This window comes from Paraburkholderia sp. MM5482-R2 (genome assembly GCF_050436125.1).
In the GTDB taxonomy this organism is placed as follows: Bacteria; Pseudomonadota; Gammaproteobacteria; order Burkholderiales; family Burkholderiaceae; genus Paraburkholderia; species Paraburkholderia tuberum.
On record NZ_JBNDLP010000002.1, the window covers coordinates 1,809,949 to 1,824,759 of the forward strand.

Annotated in this window: 16 protein-coding genes and 3 pseudogenes; 13 read left to right on the forward strand and 6 right to left on the reverse strand. The window is 62.3% G+C overall.

Annotated features, from left to right (window positions below; genetic code table 11):
• Positions 1-66: 66 nt before the first annotated feature.
• Positions 67-930, reverse strand: coding sequence for a TetR/AcrR family transcriptional regulator (locus OKW37_RS11180; RefSeq protein ID WP_429406488.1), 864 nt, complete (start codon positions 928-930; stop codon positions 67-69).
• A gap of 332 nt (positions 931-1,262) precedes the next feature.
• A complete protein-coding gene (locus tag OKW37_RS11185; protein WP_187610380.1) occupies positions 1,263-2,513 on the reverse strand; it encodes an MFS transporter in 1,251 nt (416 codons plus the stop codon).
• A 371-nt stretch (positions 2,514-2,884) separates the two neighbouring features.
• Here OKW37_RS11185 and OKW37_RS11190 point away from each other — a divergent pair, with 371 nt between their 5' ends.
• Both OKW37_RS11190 and OKW37_RS11195 read left to right on the forward strand, forming a co-directional pair.
• A complete protein-coding gene (locus OKW37_RS11190; RefSeq protein ID WP_429406486.1) occupies positions 2,885-4,294 on the forward strand; it encodes a 3-deoxy-D-arabino-heptulosonate 7-phosphate synthase in 1,410 nt (469 codons plus the stop codon).
• Positions 4,295-4,412: 118 nt separating this feature from the next.
• The gene (locus OKW37_RS11195; protein WP_018418326.1) at positions 4,413-4,658 is read left to right on the forward strand and encodes a hypothetical protein; all 246 of its coding nucleotides are present in this window, start codon (positions 4,413-4,415) and stop codon (positions 4,656-4,658) included.
• A 148-nt stretch (positions 4,659-4,806) separates the two neighbouring features.
• Here OKW37_RS11195 and OKW37_RS11200 read toward each other — a convergent pair whose 3' ends face one another.
• A complete protein-coding gene (locus tag OKW37_RS11200) occupies positions 4,807-5,208 on the reverse strand; it encodes a DUF6566 family protein (protein WP_429406484.1) in 402 nt (133 codons plus the stop codon).
• A gap of 224 nt (positions 5,209-5,432) precedes the next feature.
• On the opposite strand from OKW37_RS11200, the gene OKW37_RS11205 reads away from it, so the two are divergent.
• The 3 genes from OKW37_RS11205 to OKW37_RS11215 all read left to right on the forward strand — a co-directional run bounded on the left by OKW37_RS11205 (position 5,433) and on the right by OKW37_RS11215 (position 6,410).
• The gene (locus OKW37_RS11205) at positions 5,433-5,807 is read left to right on the forward strand and encodes a phage holin family protein (protein ID WP_184029739.1); all 375 of its coding nucleotides are present in this window, start codon (positions 5,433-5,435) and stop codon (positions 5,805-5,807) included.
• Positions 5,804-6,106 carry a hypothetical protein gene (locus tag OKW37_RS11210; RefSeq protein WP_429336260.1) on the forward strand — a complete coding sequence of 101 codons (303 nt, stop codon included), beginning with the start codon at positions 5,804-5,806 and terminating at the stop codon, positions 6,104-6,106. The genes OKW37_RS11205 and OKW37_RS11210 overlap by 4 nt, the downstream gene beginning before the upstream one ends.
• A gap of 115 nt (positions 6,107-6,221) precedes the next feature.
• Positions 6,222-6,410: a hypothetical protein gene (locus OKW37_RS11215; RefSeq protein WP_018418322.1), complete on the forward strand. Its 189-nt coding sequence runs from the start codon at positions 6,222-6,224 to the stop codon at positions 6,408-6,410.
• Positions 6,411-6,640: 230 nt separating this feature from the next.
• Here OKW37_RS11215 and OKW37_RS11220 read toward each other — a convergent pair whose 3' ends face one another.
• The gene (locus tag OKW37_RS11220) at positions 6,641-6,943 is read right to left on the reverse strand and encodes a DUF4148 domain-containing protein (RefSeq protein ID WP_184029736.1); all 303 of its coding nucleotides are present in this window, start codon (positions 6,941-6,943) and stop codon (positions 6,641-6,643) included.
• A gap of 292 nt (positions 6,944-7,235) precedes the next feature.
• A pseudogene (locus OKW37_RS11225) lies at positions 7,236-7,676 on the reverse strand (SDR family oxidoreductase); the annotation flags it as partial.
• On the opposite strand from OKW37_RS11225, the pseudogene OKW37_RS11230 reads away from it, so the two are divergent.
• From OKW37_RS11230 to OKW37_RS11240, 3 genes and pseudogenes are all read left to right on the forward strand, one after another.
• A pseudogene (locus OKW37_RS11230) lies at positions 7,675-7,842 on the forward strand (LysR family transcriptional regulator); the annotation flags it as partial. The pseudogenes OKW37_RS11225 and OKW37_RS11230 sit on opposite strands and share 2 nt — an antisense overlap.
• Before the next feature lie 292 nt (positions 7,843-8,134).
• Positions 8,135-9,151: a phosphate ABC transporter substrate-binding protein PstS gene (gene pstS / locus OKW37_RS11235; protein ID WP_429408428.1), complete on the forward strand. Its 1,017-nt coding sequence runs from the start codon at positions 8,135-8,137 to the stop codon at positions 9,149-9,151.
• 106 nt (positions 9,152-9,257) lie between these two features.
• Positions 9,258-9,686 carry a YciI family protein gene (locus tag OKW37_RS11240; RefSeq protein ID WP_018418318.1) on the forward strand — a complete coding sequence of 143 codons (429 nt, stop codon included), beginning with the start codon at positions 9,258-9,260 and terminating at the stop codon, positions 9,684-9,686.
• Between the two features lie 156 nt (positions 9,687-9,842).
• On the opposite strand, the gene OKW37_RS11245 is transcribed toward OKW37_RS11240, so the two are convergent.
• Positions 9,843-10,574: a GlcG/HbpS family heme-binding protein gene (locus OKW37_RS11245; RefSeq protein WP_429406481.1), complete on the reverse strand. Its 732-nt coding sequence runs from the start codon at positions 10,572-10,574 to the stop codon at positions 9,843-9,845.
• Between the two features lie 354 nt (positions 10,575-10,928).
• On the opposite strand from OKW37_RS11245, the pseudogene OKW37_RS11250 reads away from it, so the two are divergent.
• From OKW37_RS11250 to OKW37_RS11270, 5 genes and pseudogenes are all read left to right on the forward strand, one after another.
• Positions 10,929-11,060: pseudogene (locus tag OKW37_RS11250) on the forward strand (tautomerase family protein); the annotation flags it as partial.
• A 132-nt stretch (positions 11,061-11,192) separates the two neighbouring features.
• On the forward strand, positions 11,193-12,125 hold the full coding sequence (locus OKW37_RS11255) for a hypothetical protein (RefSeq protein WP_090804177.1): 933 nt from the start codon (positions 11,193-11,195) through the stop codon (positions 12,123-12,125).
• A gap of 182 nt (positions 12,126-12,307) precedes the next feature.
• Positions 12,308-12,736 carry a YybH family protein gene (locus OKW37_RS11260; protein ID WP_184044057.1) on the forward strand — a complete coding sequence of 143 codons (429 nt, stop codon included), beginning with the start codon at positions 12,308-12,310 and terminating at the stop codon, positions 12,734-12,736.
• A 93-nt stretch (positions 12,737-12,829) separates the two neighbouring features.
• A complete protein-coding gene (locus OKW37_RS11265) occupies positions 12,830-13,231 on the forward strand; it encodes a GFA family protein (protein WP_429406477.1) in 402 nt (133 codons plus the stop codon).
• A gap of 450 nt (positions 13,232-13,681) precedes the next feature.
• Positions 13,682-14,803 (forward strand): AI-2E family transporter, encoded by a 1,122-nt coding sequence (locus OKW37_RS11270; protein WP_429336263.1) that lies wholly within the window; start codon positions 13,682-13,684, stop codon positions 14,801-14,803.
• The last annotated feature ends 8 nt before the right edge of the window (positions 14,804-14,811 follow it).

Sequence of the window (14,811 nt, forward strand, 5' to 3'; positions counted from 1 at the left end):
TCGGGTTCCATGTACGACGTGTGGTGGTTACGTCGAGTGATGACGCGATGACGCCGTGAGACGTCGTCAGGCGGTGCCGTGCAGCCCATGCTGATAGCTTGCCGGCGCCGCTTCCATCGTGCCGCCGCGGCTGTTGCTGTCGAACGTGTCGCGTGCCACTGCGCACTTGGCCGCCTCGCCGCTGGTCTGTTCTTGCGCACTGGCGAACGTGCCGTCCACGCCGCCGTCGGTCGCATCGCCGAGCACGGCGCCGAACGCGGCCAGTTGCGAGCCGTCCGGCAGCGGCGCCTTCAGCGCGGAGACCATCAGCGACGCAAGGCGCGCGATGAGCTGCAGATCGTTCATCGACTTGCCTTGCGAGAACTCGGCAATCAGGCTGTCGGTATCGGTGCCGGCGAGCACCCCCGACAGCGCGCCAATCGCGAAATGCAACCGCCAGCCGAGCTCCTCGCGCGGCAGATGCGGCAGCGCGCGCTGGAACGCGTCGAAGAAGCGCATCGCCACCGCTTCGTAATGCGCGTTCAGAAAGTCGCGGATGAACGACGCGGGGTCGGTGTAGGCGCGCCCGAGCAGGCGCAGAAACGCTTTGCCGCCGACACGCGGATCGCGCGACAGACGCAGCGCCGGAATGAACATCGCGCCGAGCACGTGCTCGCAGGTCAGGCGCGCGCCGAGCATGACGTCGAAGCGGTCGAGCAGCTTCAGGCGCTCCCGGTTCAGCTGATCGAGCCGGCGCGACAGCATCGAGTGAATCAGCGATTCCTTGCTGCCGAAGTGATAGTTGACCGCCGCGAGATTGACTTCGGCGCGCGAAGTGATCTGGCGCAGCGACATCGCCTCATAGCCGCATTCGATGAACAGCGTCTCCGCGGCGTCGAGAATGCGTGACTTCGTATCGCCGGCATGCCGGCCGGCTGTGCGAACTGCCATGTTGCCGTCTCCCAGTTGCCGGGGCTGCCGGCTCGCAAACACGCGATTCAAATCGATATTTGAAACGACCGTTTTTTTTAGGATAAGAAAGGATGGTCGGTGCGATCAAGGGACGGGCTCGACGAACTCCTCTAGAAGACCTGTCGGGGAGCCATGCTGGCGAAGCGCGGCGCGTCATGCCGCGCGGAAAATAAAAAGACCGTTCCGAACGAATCGGAACGGCCTCGTGTCGTGTTGCGATGTAATCTGGCCTTGCGCTCGACGACCGGGTTGACCCGGCTCCACGCGTTGACGCGTATTGGCTAGCCGTCTGGTTCGAAAGCCTCAAGCTCTTAAACTCGTCCTCCGACCGCGCCGTCCGTCGATTCCGCGCCGACGACTTCACGCGCGGACTGCGTCATGTCGATGCCACGGCGCTCGCGACTGAACGGAATCAGCGCGCAGATCAGGATCGCGACGATGCCGACAACGATCGCCAGCACGAGCGCGTAGTTGTTGCCGTGCACTTCGGCGATTTTCGCTTGCAGCGGACCGTTGACCGACGCGATCAGATTGCCGAGCTGATACACGAGACCGGGGAAGGTCGCGCGGATTTCATCGGGCGAGATTTCGTTCAGGTGCACCGGAATCACGCCCCAGGCGCCTTGCACCGAGATCTGCATCAGGAACGCGCCGAGCGCGAGCAGGATCGGCGTGGTCGAGAAGGCCCACAGCGGCAGCACCGGCAGCGCGATCAACGCGGCGATGAAAATCGCGCGCTTGCGGCCGATCTTCTCCGACGCCCAGCCGAAGAACAGACCCCCGCAGATCGCGCCGATGTTCAGCGTGATCGTGATCCACGACACCGTGTGCGCGTCGAACTGGCGCTGTACGCGCAGGAAGGTCGGATACAGATCCTGCGAGCCGTGCGAGAAGAAGTTGAAGGCGGTCATCAGGATGATCGCGTACATCGACAGACCGACGTTCAGCTTGAGCGTCGCGACGAGGCCAGGACGGACCTTCTTCTCGAGCGTCTTGAACGCGGGCGACTCCGGCACGTGCGCGCGAATGTACAGCACGAGCAGCGCGGGCAGCACGCCGACGAAGAACATGCCGCGCCAGCCGATGTATTGATAGAACAGGCCGAACACGATCGACGCGAGCAGGTAGCCGCTCGGATAACCGGCTTGCAGAAGACCCGACACGATACCGCGCGACTTCGTCGGCACGGTTTCCATGGTCAGCGCGCCGCCGACACCCCATTCGCCGCCCATCGCGATACCGAACAGCGCGCGCAGCACGAGCAGCGTCATCAGGTTCGGCGACAGACCGGACAGCAGTTCGAGCAGGGAGAAGCACGCGATGTTGATCATCAGTGTCGGACGGCGGCCGTATTTGTCGGCGAGCCAGCCGAAAATCAATGCGCCGAGCGGGCGCATCATCAAGGTCAGCATGATCGCGACTGTGACCGAAGGAATGTCCGTATTGAATTCCTGCGCGATATCTTTCAATACGAACACCATCAGAAAGAAATCGAATGCGTCGAGCGTCCAGCCTAGATAGGCGGCGATCGTGACGTTTCTCTGTTCCCGAGTCCAGCTCATTGATTGTTCTCCTCAGTCTCCACAAAACCGCGTTTGATCGCGGACGGCACCGTAGCCCTTGCGCCTTATGGCAAGCGCTTCCCGGCGAGTGTACGCCGAGCATTAAACGTCTGCATGGTTGAAGCCGGTTTTCTCCGTGTTAATCCGGAGAGCAATATTCGTGCTGAATTCGTAGTGCATGTTTAATGTCGGAAAAATGCAATTGCCGGTTCGATTCATGTTTGTATTTTGTAATGTTTATCGGGATTTCCCAGCGCCCATTTTTCATGAAGTTTATGGCAATGGCGTTTTGACGGGGCGGCCCGTGCCGGTCCGCGCGCCGCATCGAACCTTCATGTACAGTTATTTCGCCAACTGATCGACATATCGCTATGTCCTTGACGCCATCGCCTTCGTTGCTCGACGAGATGCTCGACGCTGTCGCGCGTCGCTATCGCCTGCCGGCGCTTGCGGCCGTCTGCGCGCCGACGCAGCAAGCGAGACCCGCCACCGTGCTCGCGCTCGCGATCGAGCAGGCTCGCGAGGCGAGCGCGCGTGGCGAAGCGCCGGATGCGGCGAACCAGCGCTTCTTCGTCGAGGCGCTCGCGCGCATGATTCGGGAGGCGATGCGCGAGGAAGCCGGCGACCCGGTGTTTCAGGCGATGCTGCTACGGCATCGCAGCACGGTGGTGCGCGAGTACGCGTCGCTGGCCGCGCACGCGAGCGTCGATCGCCGGCTGATCTACGCGGCCGTCAATGCGATCGCACATCCGGCCAAACAGCAGCGGCTGCTACCCGGCCTGCAACGCGACGCGCTGGCGCATCTGCACGCGCTGGCGTTCGCCGAAGCGTGGCCCGCGCTGGCCGAAGCCGTGCAAGCTTGCATCGATACGCCGCAAATCGCGCACGACGCGGCGCTGCAACGCGGCCTCGCGCAATTGCTGGAGAGTGCCGCTTTGCAGCGCTTGCGCCGTCTTTACGCGCTCGCGTCCGACGCGCGCGTGCGTCAGTACCAGACGCTGTGGGATCGCCAGGGGCCGCGGCCGGGAAGCTCGACTGCCGTAGCACGAGGCTTGAGTTCGAAGCAGCGCGGCGCCGCGGTCGAGGCATCGGCCGCCGATGCGCTCGACGCGCTCGCGCGGCGCCTCAATGACGCGCACGGTGCGCTCGCCTCGTACCGTGTCGTGAACTCGATGCGCGTGCCGGCCGCGATACCCGCGAGCCACGAGCGCGCGAAAACCGAATGGGACGTGGTGCTGCTGCGCCAGGCACAGCCCCCGGCCGACGCGGCGGCGTGGGACGTCTGCCTGCTCGTCGAAGCGAAGGCATCGGTCGATGCGGCCACCACCGATCTGCCGCGGCTCGTGCGTGGACTGACGCTGCTTGCGCATGCGGACCCGCACACCGTCTACCCGTTTCGGACGCAGCAGGGGACGGTGGGATTGAGCGGCGCGTCGCTCGCCGCGCTGACGAGCGACGGGGCCGGTCTTCGCAGGACCGTGCTGTATTGCTGCGACGCACCCGTCGAAGCGGCGCCGCGCGTGCTGGGCCCTGCGAGCCGGATGCAGCTGCTGTCGGCGCACGCCAGCCTCGATTTCGCGGCAGCACTGGCGGATGGCCGTGATGCCGATTGCGCGGTGCTGGAACCGGTGTGGCATCAGTTGCTCGAATCGCCGAGATGGCGGACGGCGCTCGACCAGTACGCGACGCTGCGCGAGGTCCGCGAATTGATGGTTCATCCGGACGACTTGCGGGCCGCCGTCGGCATCGCCGACGCAAGACGGTTGAGCGCGGCGCGCTAGGCCTGCCAGGTCTGCGTAGGGCCAACGCAAGCGCTGTGCCGCAGTCGCGGCGCGATTGCATTGGAGGTGGCGCGCGCGTTGCTCGTAGCGATAGATCTTCGAGCAAAAAGGAGTGGTGATGGAAACGCCGTCGAAGCGACTGTCGGACACACAGGTGCAGGTTGCCAGCAAGATCTACGGATTTCGCTCGCCGCAGGAGGCGGACCGTTTCGTGCAATGTCTGCGCGACGGCGACGCGAGCCGCTGCGTCGCGGACGTTCCGCCCGAGACAGCAACCGATGCCTATCCCCCCGGAACCCGCACAGGGTCGGGCGCGGGCATGACGATCGGGCCGCCGCCGGGCGGGCTCGATAGCGACGAGTAACGCGTTTGCGCCGGGTCGCCGGCTCGGGCACGGTTCTAACGCCTCGGCGATCAGAAAGACAATCTCGACCCGGACAATCCGTCGAACCTGCAATCACGACATTTGCAACGTGCGCGTATTGCAACGTGCGCGTGTGGCGACGCCCGCGTCAGCGCACCGGCCCCAGCGACGCCGACAGAGGTGCGGAGCCGCCGCCCAGCATCCGGTCGATCAGATAGCGGCCCTGTTCGATGCCGGCGCGCAACGCTTCCGCCTCGGTGAGCCATTCCGGCGTCACGGGCTCCGCGTTGGCCAGATTGGCGGGTATCTCCAGCGGCCGGCCCTCGCGGGAAATCGACACGTCGGCGATCCAGGCGCCTCGCGAGTTCCGATGCGCGGTCACCGTGATCAGCGCGCCGCGGTGCGCGTCATGCATCGCGTGGTGGGAGCCGGGCTCGGCGCGCGCGGCCGGCATCGCGCGTCCGTCCGCGCTAGCCATATCGGAGCCGGTCTCGCCGATGCTTGCGCCGGCGGTGCGGTCAGTGTGATCGGTTGGGGGGAGCGGGGTCATGCTGTCCTCGGCGAGCGAATGATCTGCATGATTTGAGCAAGCGCTGTGCCGACAGGGCGAACGCGTGCAGGCATCCGTCCAGGAACGGGCACGCGGCGTGCGAGCGCTCAGCGCGGGCCCGGCTCTTGCGCTGCGCTCAACGCTGGCGTCGCTTCGCTCTGTCGGCCGAGAGGCGAAGTCTTTGCTGATGGCGGCCGCCGCAAATGAATCGTAAGGAGGACGGAATGTCGATCCATGCGAAGGTCACGAGGTGGCGCAACGTCGGGCGATTCTGCGTCGAACGTGTAACCGACTATAGCGAACTGTTCGCGCTGGAAGTCGAGGAGACGCGAAAGCGTCTGGTGCGCGAGTTGAGCGCACTCATGGCGTTGGCAGTCGCGGGCCTGTTCACGCTGTCCTTCATTTGCATCGCGATCATCGCCACCGCGTGGCAGACGCCTTACTTCCTTGCGGTGGTCTGGGGCGTTGCCGCCGCGTGGCTGCTCGTGTGCATCGTGTCCTTGCTCGTCTTGCGGGCGCAGAAACCGGCGCAATCGCTTCACGTGCTCAAGGCCGAGATTCATTCCGATCTCGACGCTCTCAGGGAGTCGCTCAAATGAGTCAGCCACATCACGCAAATGAGCTTGCCCGGGTCACCATTCTGGAACGCATGGAGGCATCGCGAGCCGCATTGGTCGCGGCGAACCAGACTGCCGCGTTGCCGGCGGTGCGGGCAGCCTCGCGCTACTCCGCCGGCAATGTGCTCGCGTCGCTCGCCGAGGCGCCGCATGTTGCGCTGCTTCTCGCGCTGGTGATCGGCGGCATCGTGCTGGGGCCGCGCCGCACGCTGTCGATCGCGGGCCGTTCCGGTCTTGCGGCGTGGATCGCCCGCAATGTGCGGCGGTCGATCGCGCAGTGACGCCCTGAGCGAATGCAGCGATCGGACCAGGCAAAGCAGAATCGCCTCAGCGAACCGTGTGCAACCCTACCAGCCTGCTAGACTGGAAGTTCCCCTGCAAGCCATGGAGGGAAATATGACGACCGTCTACGTCGTAAAGACCGGCGAAAAGTTCCTCTGCACGGCAGAGGACGGCGATATCGGCATGGCACCGGAGATTAAGGAAGCCACGTCCTTTCGCTCGTATGAGGAAGCGAATAAAGTCGCGAACGAGCACGCCGACCCCGGATACGAAATCCTGACCATCGACGTTAACAAACGCTGACGAGGTGTTAGCTGTTTGCGCCCAGGCGCTCAGCGAAACAAGGCTGGCAATACAACAGGCGCCATGCGACATGGCGCTCGGGTCGGGTGCGTCCGAAATCGTCGTCATGACGGCTTCGGGCATTCAGGCGGCGGCCGAAACCACTCTGCAAGCGCGCATAGCACGACACTCCACGCCGTCCCGGCGGGGACGGCATGCTCTGCATCGTCGAGCTGGTCAGGCGAGCAGGCTTACGATCCGCCAAAGAACACCGGCTTCATCCCACTCGTGCTGGCCGGATTACCCATCTGCTGCGTACCGCTGGTCGCGGGGCCGTAGCCGCTGCTTTGGCCTGCGGCAGTGGCGTTGGTGGTCGGCATGTTGGTAGGAAAGTCGACGGTATTCGCATTGGCCGGATTGAAGCCGGCTTGCTCGAGCTGAGCGATTTCTGCCTGCACTTGCGCGTGCGTCAGCGCCCCGTCCGACTGCGCCAGCGATGCAACTGACACAGCCATGACCGCGACCGCGCAAGCTGTGTGGACTAACGTCTTCATGATGGCCCGCCTCCTTGTTGGTTACTCCGGCTGACTCGCGCTTTGCTTTTCGCGGTTCAACTGATCAAAGGTTAGGTGAGGAACCGCACAGTGGTCGTTTATTTTTCATGGTAGGGGGTTCGTCCATCAGCCGACGCCGGTCGACGCTAGCGCCCGAACGCTCCGATGTCGGCCGCGCATCCGAGACCGTACCTCCGGACACGAGCCGACATCATCGAAGCGTGGGTCAAGCAGCCGTTCGCGGGTCGTCGTCGAACATCCGCATTCCCGCGGGTGCCGTCGTCAAGAAAGCTCAGGTGCGCGTAATCGAAGCCCCACCGTCCACCAACGAAGCGGTACCCGTCACGAAGGACGAATCGTCGGAAGCAAGGTAGAGCGCCGAGCGGGCAATCTCTTCCGGCTTTGCGACCCGCTTGAGCGCGTGCAGCCCGGTCACGAACGTCTGCGATTCGGCCGTATCGTTCATACCGCGATACATCTGCGTGTCCACCGCGCCCGGGAGGATCGCGTTGACGCGCACGCCTTGCGGGCCGTATTCAGCCGCGAGCGCTTGCGTCAGTCCGATCAGCCCGGCTTTGCTCGCGGCATAGGCGGCGGTCCCCGCGAAGGCGAACGAGTAGCCGACGAACGTCGACGTGAAGATGATCGACCCACCGCCTTGCTTGATCATTTCAGGAATCTGATGCTTGGCGCCGACAAACGCGCTCGTCAGGTTGGTGGCCAGCGTCGCTGACCTACGCGCAGGCCGGCTCGTCCAGGTATTGCCTGAATACCGTTTGCCGGATATCGATGTGCTCGCGCTGTATCCGAGCCGTCGCCACGTGAGCGCAAAAGTTCGTGCGGCAATCGATTTCCTGGTCAACGCGTTCTCGGGCGTGCCACCGTGGGACGAGACGTGAAGGGATGTCTGATGTGTGTCGGCTGTCCGGAAACCGGATGCCTGCAATTGGGGAAGAGGCCGCCGGGCACGGCGCGTTCGATAGCATGATTCAACTGGAATTCGGTCTGTCACCGTTCTTTAATGTGTCGTATGGCGCGTCATGCAGGAGACCTGACACACCCGATGAAAACTGCACATTGAATTACCGGCACGGTCGCCCTCCAACGAGCTCATGCGGTGGCAGGTCTGGATCAGCGATGTCCCGGAACAAGAACCGACGGGAGACATTCGTGAGAACATCCGACGCCATCATGGCCGGTCTGATCTGCTGTTCATGCGCAGCCGCGGCCTACGCCGCCGACATCAAGGGAGCCGGCAGCACGTTCGCCGCTCCCCTCTACACCCAATGGGCCGCCGACTACCAGAAGTCGGGTGGCAGCAGGGTGATCTATCAGGGCACGGGTTCGTCCGATGGGCTCAAGCAGGTCATCGCCCGGGAAGTCGACTTTGCGGGCTCGGACGCGCCACTGACCGACGATCAACTGACCCGCAACGGCTTGCGGCAATTTCCAATCGTAATCGGCGGCGTGGTAGCCGTCGTGAACCTTCCGGGGCTCAAAGCCGGCGAGGTGATGTTGACGGGGCCGGTCGTCGCCGACATCTATCTCGGCAAGATTCAGTTCTGGGACGACCCGGCAATCGTGCGGTTGAACCCAAAGATCAAGATGCCTAATTACCCGATTGCCGTGGTGCGTCGCCAGGATGGCTCGGGCACGACGCTGATCTGGACTCACTACCTCGCGCAGGTCAGTCCCGAATGGAAGCGCAGGGTAGGCGAAGGCACTAGCGTGCGGTGGCCGCTCGGCATCGGCGGCAAGGGCAACGAGGGCATTGCCACGTATGTCGGCTATCTGCCCGGCGCAATCGGCTATGTCGCATGGGATTTCACGAAACAGAACCGCTTGAAGTACGTTGCCATGACCAATGCGGCGGGTAATGTCGTTCAGCCCAGCGCCGCGACCTTCAAGGCAGCCGCGGCGAGCGCCGACTGGTCGGGCTCTCTCTCGCAATCGCTGACCAACCAGCCGGGCAAGGATGCCTGGCCGGTCATGGGTGCGACTTATGTGTTGCTTCCCGCGATGCCGAACAAGCCGGGCCACGACGAAGCCACCTTGAAGTTTTTCGAATGGGCGTTGAGTCATGGTGGGCCGACGGTCAACGCGCTGGATTACATACCGCTTCCGGAGCTGGTCGTGACGAAGATCCGCGCACAATGGCCCGCCGATACAGGCGAAAAGTCGGTGCACAACGCGTTCGCAGTGCCGTGACCAGCAATCGTGTCTGGCGCATGTCGATTTCCCCTATGATCATTCGTCGTCGTCACTGGAGGCGCCGTTGCCTCCAGACACTTTCGTCTTCTAAGGGAAAACCCAAATGCGCGTCATGGTCATCATCAAGGCAACCCCCGAATCGGAAGCCGGGCAAATGCCGAGTACCGAACTCCTCACGGCGATGGGGCAGTACAACGAGCAATTGGTCAAGGCCGGCATCATGCAGGGCGGCGACGGGTTGAAGCCGAGTTCGGCCGGCGCTCGCGTGAGGTTCTCAGGGAAGGACCGCACCGTCATTGACGGCCCGTTTGCGGAAACCAAGGAATTGATCGCCGGGTACTGGCTCTGGCAGGTTCAATCGATGGACGAAGCGATTGAATGGGTAAAGCGCTGCCCGAATCCGATGGTCAGTGATTCAGAGATCGAGATTCGCCCGTTCTTTGAGCCTGCGGACTTTGGCGAAGCTTTTACGCCCGAGCTTCAAGACGAGGAGAATCGTCTGCGCAGGCAAATTGACGGGCAGATGCGTTGACGATTTTCACCGCATCACTCTGCGGGTACGAACGCACTCCAGATCCGACTGTCCGAGACGCTACGCGGGCTTCCGATACGTTGTCCGGAAGCCCGATGCCACGGGTCGATGATTGCCGTCGTCAGTGGGTGTCGCCGGCCAACCGTTCGGAGCCGGTCAGTGCGAAGGTATCTGCTCGATCTTATCGGCGCTCAGGTCGCTCGGGAAGCAATGAGGATGCTCAAAGCCGATCGGAGATCCGCTCGTTGAATAGACGATGTTATCCGTGTTGTTCGGGCCTTGGCCGGCGGGTACAGTGCCGAGCCCCGCGAGCTTGCGCATGCGATAGGCGATCGCATGATCGGCGCAGGCGCTATCGCCGCTCACGCCCAATCCTCCGATGACTTTCCCTGCTGCATAAAGCGCGATGCCGCCGCCGAAGGTAATGACGCCGCCAAGCGTGTGTCCGATGCCGCTGCCCTGTTCGAGGAAGCGCGCGTCGAAAGGATTCGAATTATTCAGGCCGTAAAGGGAGCCGCCCGGCTGGGCGGCCGCATAGAGATTTGCCGTCGATAGGGCGAGTGCGTCGTTGCTGAAACCGTTCGCGGTATAAGCCTTCGCGATTGCAATGGCCCGGCTACCGGGCCAGGCGTCGCCGGTCACGATCACCGAACACAGATGCCCCTGCCGATCGACAATGGCCGCCCACATCCGGTTAGGCTTGAAGATCCCGCCGTTCGCATCGGACAGGTTCACGACCGTATGCAACTGCTTTTCCACCAATGCGACCGTACCTTGAGGTAGCGTGCATCGGGCTTGTGGGACATCATCATCGCCAGAGGCACGACTTTCGTGCGAAAAGGACGCAATACAAAACGCTGCGACAGCGACGGTAAGCATCTTACGCATGACGATTCTCCTGACGATCGATTTGACAGCAGGCACGCTGTTGGCGAGAACGCGAACAAACAATAGGACAGCCAATGAAATAAACGACTCATCGCTGTTGAATGTCGGTGGCGAGTTCCCGGCAGCGAACGTACCTCGTTGATCCGGGACTTCGTGTAAATAGTGAAGACCATTATGCAAGGGCAATTGGCCAAAACAGAGTGCCCGTCAGCCATGCATGCCTGGCGTTCGACACTGCTACGGACACGAGCGACGATCGGCTCGCCAGAGCGTGGTGCGGCGACGGTTTTGATCGATTGGATGGCGCGGCATATAGTTGGCGCGTGCGCAACACTCTCATTGGAGATCGACGCAATGCCTTATCTACAGCTTGATGTAAACGATCACTACTCTGTCGAGAGCAAAAGACTGCTCGCGGCGAAAATGAGTGAGACCTATGCTCGGATGATGTCGGTGGACGTCAGGCGAATCAGCGTAGGCGAGCGATGAGGGTCCGGGTTCCGCGGCCTGTATTTGCGCATGGCCGTATGACGTCGGCGATATGCGGGAACCACGAGGGCGCCAGGATCGGATCCGCCTCCGTTGCGCCACGACCTGAGCCAAAGTAGGAGGAGGACCATGAGCAGGCTTGCGACATCCCCGGCAGGTAATCGGCGGACGCGACCGTGGTGGATTGTCTTGATCACGACGGTGTTCTGTTTCTTATGCCAGAGCGTCGTCGCGCAAGCGGACGACGGCGCGGCTCGCCTGCACGCGAAATATCAAAGTCTGACGCAGCAACTCGCGCACAACCAGTTTCAGCGACCGCTGTACCTCGAATCGCAGGAGTTGCCGTCGGCGCTCAAGGGCGATATTTACGGGGTGCTCAACTATCCTTTCGCGGTGGTCAGCGGCGCGCTCAACGACCCGACTCAGGGCCCGGCCAACTGGTGCGACGTGCTGATCCTGCATCTGAACACCAAATACTGCCATGCGTCGACCAGCGACAGCGGTACGATCCTCACCGTGAACATCGGCAAGAAAACCGAGGAATCGCTTTCGTCGTCGTACCGCGTGCAATTCAACTTTCGTGCGGTAGCGAGCACCCCTGATTATTTTCGCGTCGAGCTCACTGCCGCCAAGGGTCCGCTGAGCACGAAAGACTACCGTATCGTGCTGGAAGCGATACCGGTGGGCGATAACCGCACCTTTATTCACCTGACCTACGCGTACGGATATGGCACGGCGGGACGGATTGCCATGAAAACCTACCTGGCGACGATCGGCAGCGACAAGGTCGGCTTTTCCGCAACGCCCGATTCGTCGACGAGCGAGCCGCAATACATCGGCGGCGTGCGCGGCCTGGTCGAACGCAATACGATGCGCTACTACCTCGCCATCGATGCCTATCTTGGCGCGCTTTCCAGCCCGCCCAACGCCCGCCTCGACAAACGCCTCGCTGACTGGTTCGATGCCACCGAGCAGTATCCGCGGCAATTGCACGAGGTCAGCCGCGCCGACTATATGCAAATGAAGCACGACGAGTATCAACGTCAGCAGATCGCCCAGTGATCCGCGCAGCGGGCGGGGATCTGATCAATGCAACGCAATATCGTGTTGAAGGTTTTTTCGGGGGATGTCGATCCGATGGTGCGTCGATCGTCGTTACCTGGTAAGACAATTGGTCAGGAACCCTGGATCTGCCGTTTTGCGCCAGGTCTGGCCGCCATCGTCATCCGACCTGGGAGCACACTGTGAACCGACTCGACAATCCGATCCTGCAAGTCCTGGAGGGCTACAAAGCCGCGGTATTGGCAAAAGACGTGGACGCGTTCGTTGCGCTATACGACCGCGATGCGGTGGTCTTCGACATGTGGGGGACATGGTCGTACAACGGCATCGCATCGTGGCGCGCCATGGTGGAGGGCTGGTTCGGTTCGCTGGGTACGGAACGTGTGATAGTCGATTTCAGCGCGGCGCAAACGATCGTCGCCGCGGACCTCGCCGTCGTTCACGCCTTCGCGACATATAAAGCCGTCGACGCCGACGGATCGGAACTGCGCTCCATGGACAATCGCCTCACCATGACGCTGAGGCAGCAGGCCGACGGATGGAAAATTGTCCACCAGCACACCTCCTCTCCGATCGAGGTCGGCACGGCGCAGGTCATTTTCAGGCGCTAGCGGTCTGGCGGTTCGACATCGCGCGTCGGCTCGCGAATAATCACGGCTGCGTGACTTTCCAATTTGCGACGTACCTTCTGTTTAAAAGCAGCCATGACACCATTGCTTGCCGGCCGATGCCTTTGCGGTGCCGTCCATTACTCGGTAAGAGACGAATTCGTCTATGCGTTGAACTGCCACTGTTCAAACTGCCGGCGCGCGACCGGCTCGGCGTTCAAACCCTTCGCGGGAATCGAGCGCGACAAGCTGCGCATCACTCGGGGCGAAGACAGCCTGTTGATTTTCGGCGATGAACGAGCGTCGCATGACGTGCGCTGCAAAATATGTGGAAGCCTTATGTTCTCGGTGGTTCGTCAGGGGCAATACGTTCACGTCACGCTGGGAACACTCACGGACTCGCCCGCCATGTCTCCCACTGCCCACATTTTCGTGGGTTCAAAGGCACCGTGGTATTCGATCACCGACCAATTGCCGCAACACGACGAATTCGGGTGAGTCTCCTTCCTATCGCAACATCGACTCGAAAGGCGCCGTACCAGCCGCCGCCGCCGTGCGACAGCACGATCAGCGGCAGGTGATGGCCTGCTATCGGCGTGCCGGCCGCAACGGTCCGGGTGACGTCGCCCAAGGCGTGCGGCGTGGCCGGCGCATCGGTGGGATACCAGATTCCGGCCGTGAGCGGCGGCTCGGCGGCTGAGCTCCGGACGGCTTGAGGTCTATGAGACCAAAGTCCAATTGAATATTTCAGGCGCGGGTTCAATAGTAGTGAAACGCCGCGTTCTGTCGACGACAAAGCCGGCGCGATCCTCTTCCTAAAATGCCGGAATTGCAGGCAGGCCTTGGTATTGGCGTCAAGAACGTTCCAGTGGGTTTGAGTTTTCGCGATTGCAGGCCTATCACGGTGTCGCCGCCGAACCGCGACGCGACCTGGCGGGAGAACAACTTATGCTGCTCACACCGATTCCCCAACGGACTCCGTCCCGAGAGATGCTCGACGTCCTGATCCGCGCCGGACTCATCGCGGTCCTGGCCGTATTCTGTTTTCGGATCTTCGCGCCGTTTCTTAACCTGATGGCCTGGTCGGTGATTCTTGCGATCACGCTCTATCCGCTGCAGGTCCTGCTTCGCTCCATGCTCGGCGGCAAGGATGGCCTGATCGCCACGCTGATCGTGCTTGTCGCGCTTGTCGTGATTCTGGTGCCAACGTATGCGCTGGGTCTCGCGGTAGCCGATTCGGTCGAGAAATCGATAGCCATTGCCAGGAGCGGTAGCTTCCGGATTCCGCCTCCCGCGGACTCGGTGGCGAGTTGGCCGCTGGTCGGCCAGCGTGTGTACGACTTCTGGCAACAGGCATCGACGGACCTGACCGGTCTTGCGCATAAATTCGCCCCGCAGCTGAAGGAGGCCGGGCTCGCTGTGCTTGCAACGGTGACGGGTCTCGGTGCCGGCCTGGTGATATTTTTCGTCGCGCTGATCGTCGCAGGAATCCTGATGGCCCACGGTGAGAAGGGCTATCACAGCGCGGTGCAGATCGCCTCGCGCATCTCGGGCCCCGAGAACGGCGCTCAGATCGCCGACTTGTGCACGGCGACGATTCGCGCGGTGGCCCAAGGGGTAGTGGGCATCGCGTTTATCCAGATGCTGCTGATCGGCATCGGCTTCGTCGTGAAGGGGATACCCGGCGCGGGGTTGCTCGCGCTGGCCGTGCTGCTGCTCGGCATCATGCAATTGCCGGCCACGCTGATCACCATTCCGGTGATCGCCTTCGTGATCGTCACGGACGGCGTGAACACCGCAAACATCATCTTCTCGGTTTACGTGTTCGTCGCGGGCCTCGCCGACAACGTGCTCAAGCCATTGATGCTGGGCCGTGGCGTCGCGGTGCCGATGCCCGTCGTGCTGATCGGAGCGCTCGGCGGCATGGTGACGGGAGGCGTCATCGGGCTATTCGTTGGGCCCGTGATGCTGGCCGTCGGTTATCAGCTGTTCTGGCGCTGGGTCCGAGACCAGCCTCAACCCAGGCAACCCACGCAACCCACGCAGACCCACGAACAGAAGCAGACCTGAAGCTCGAG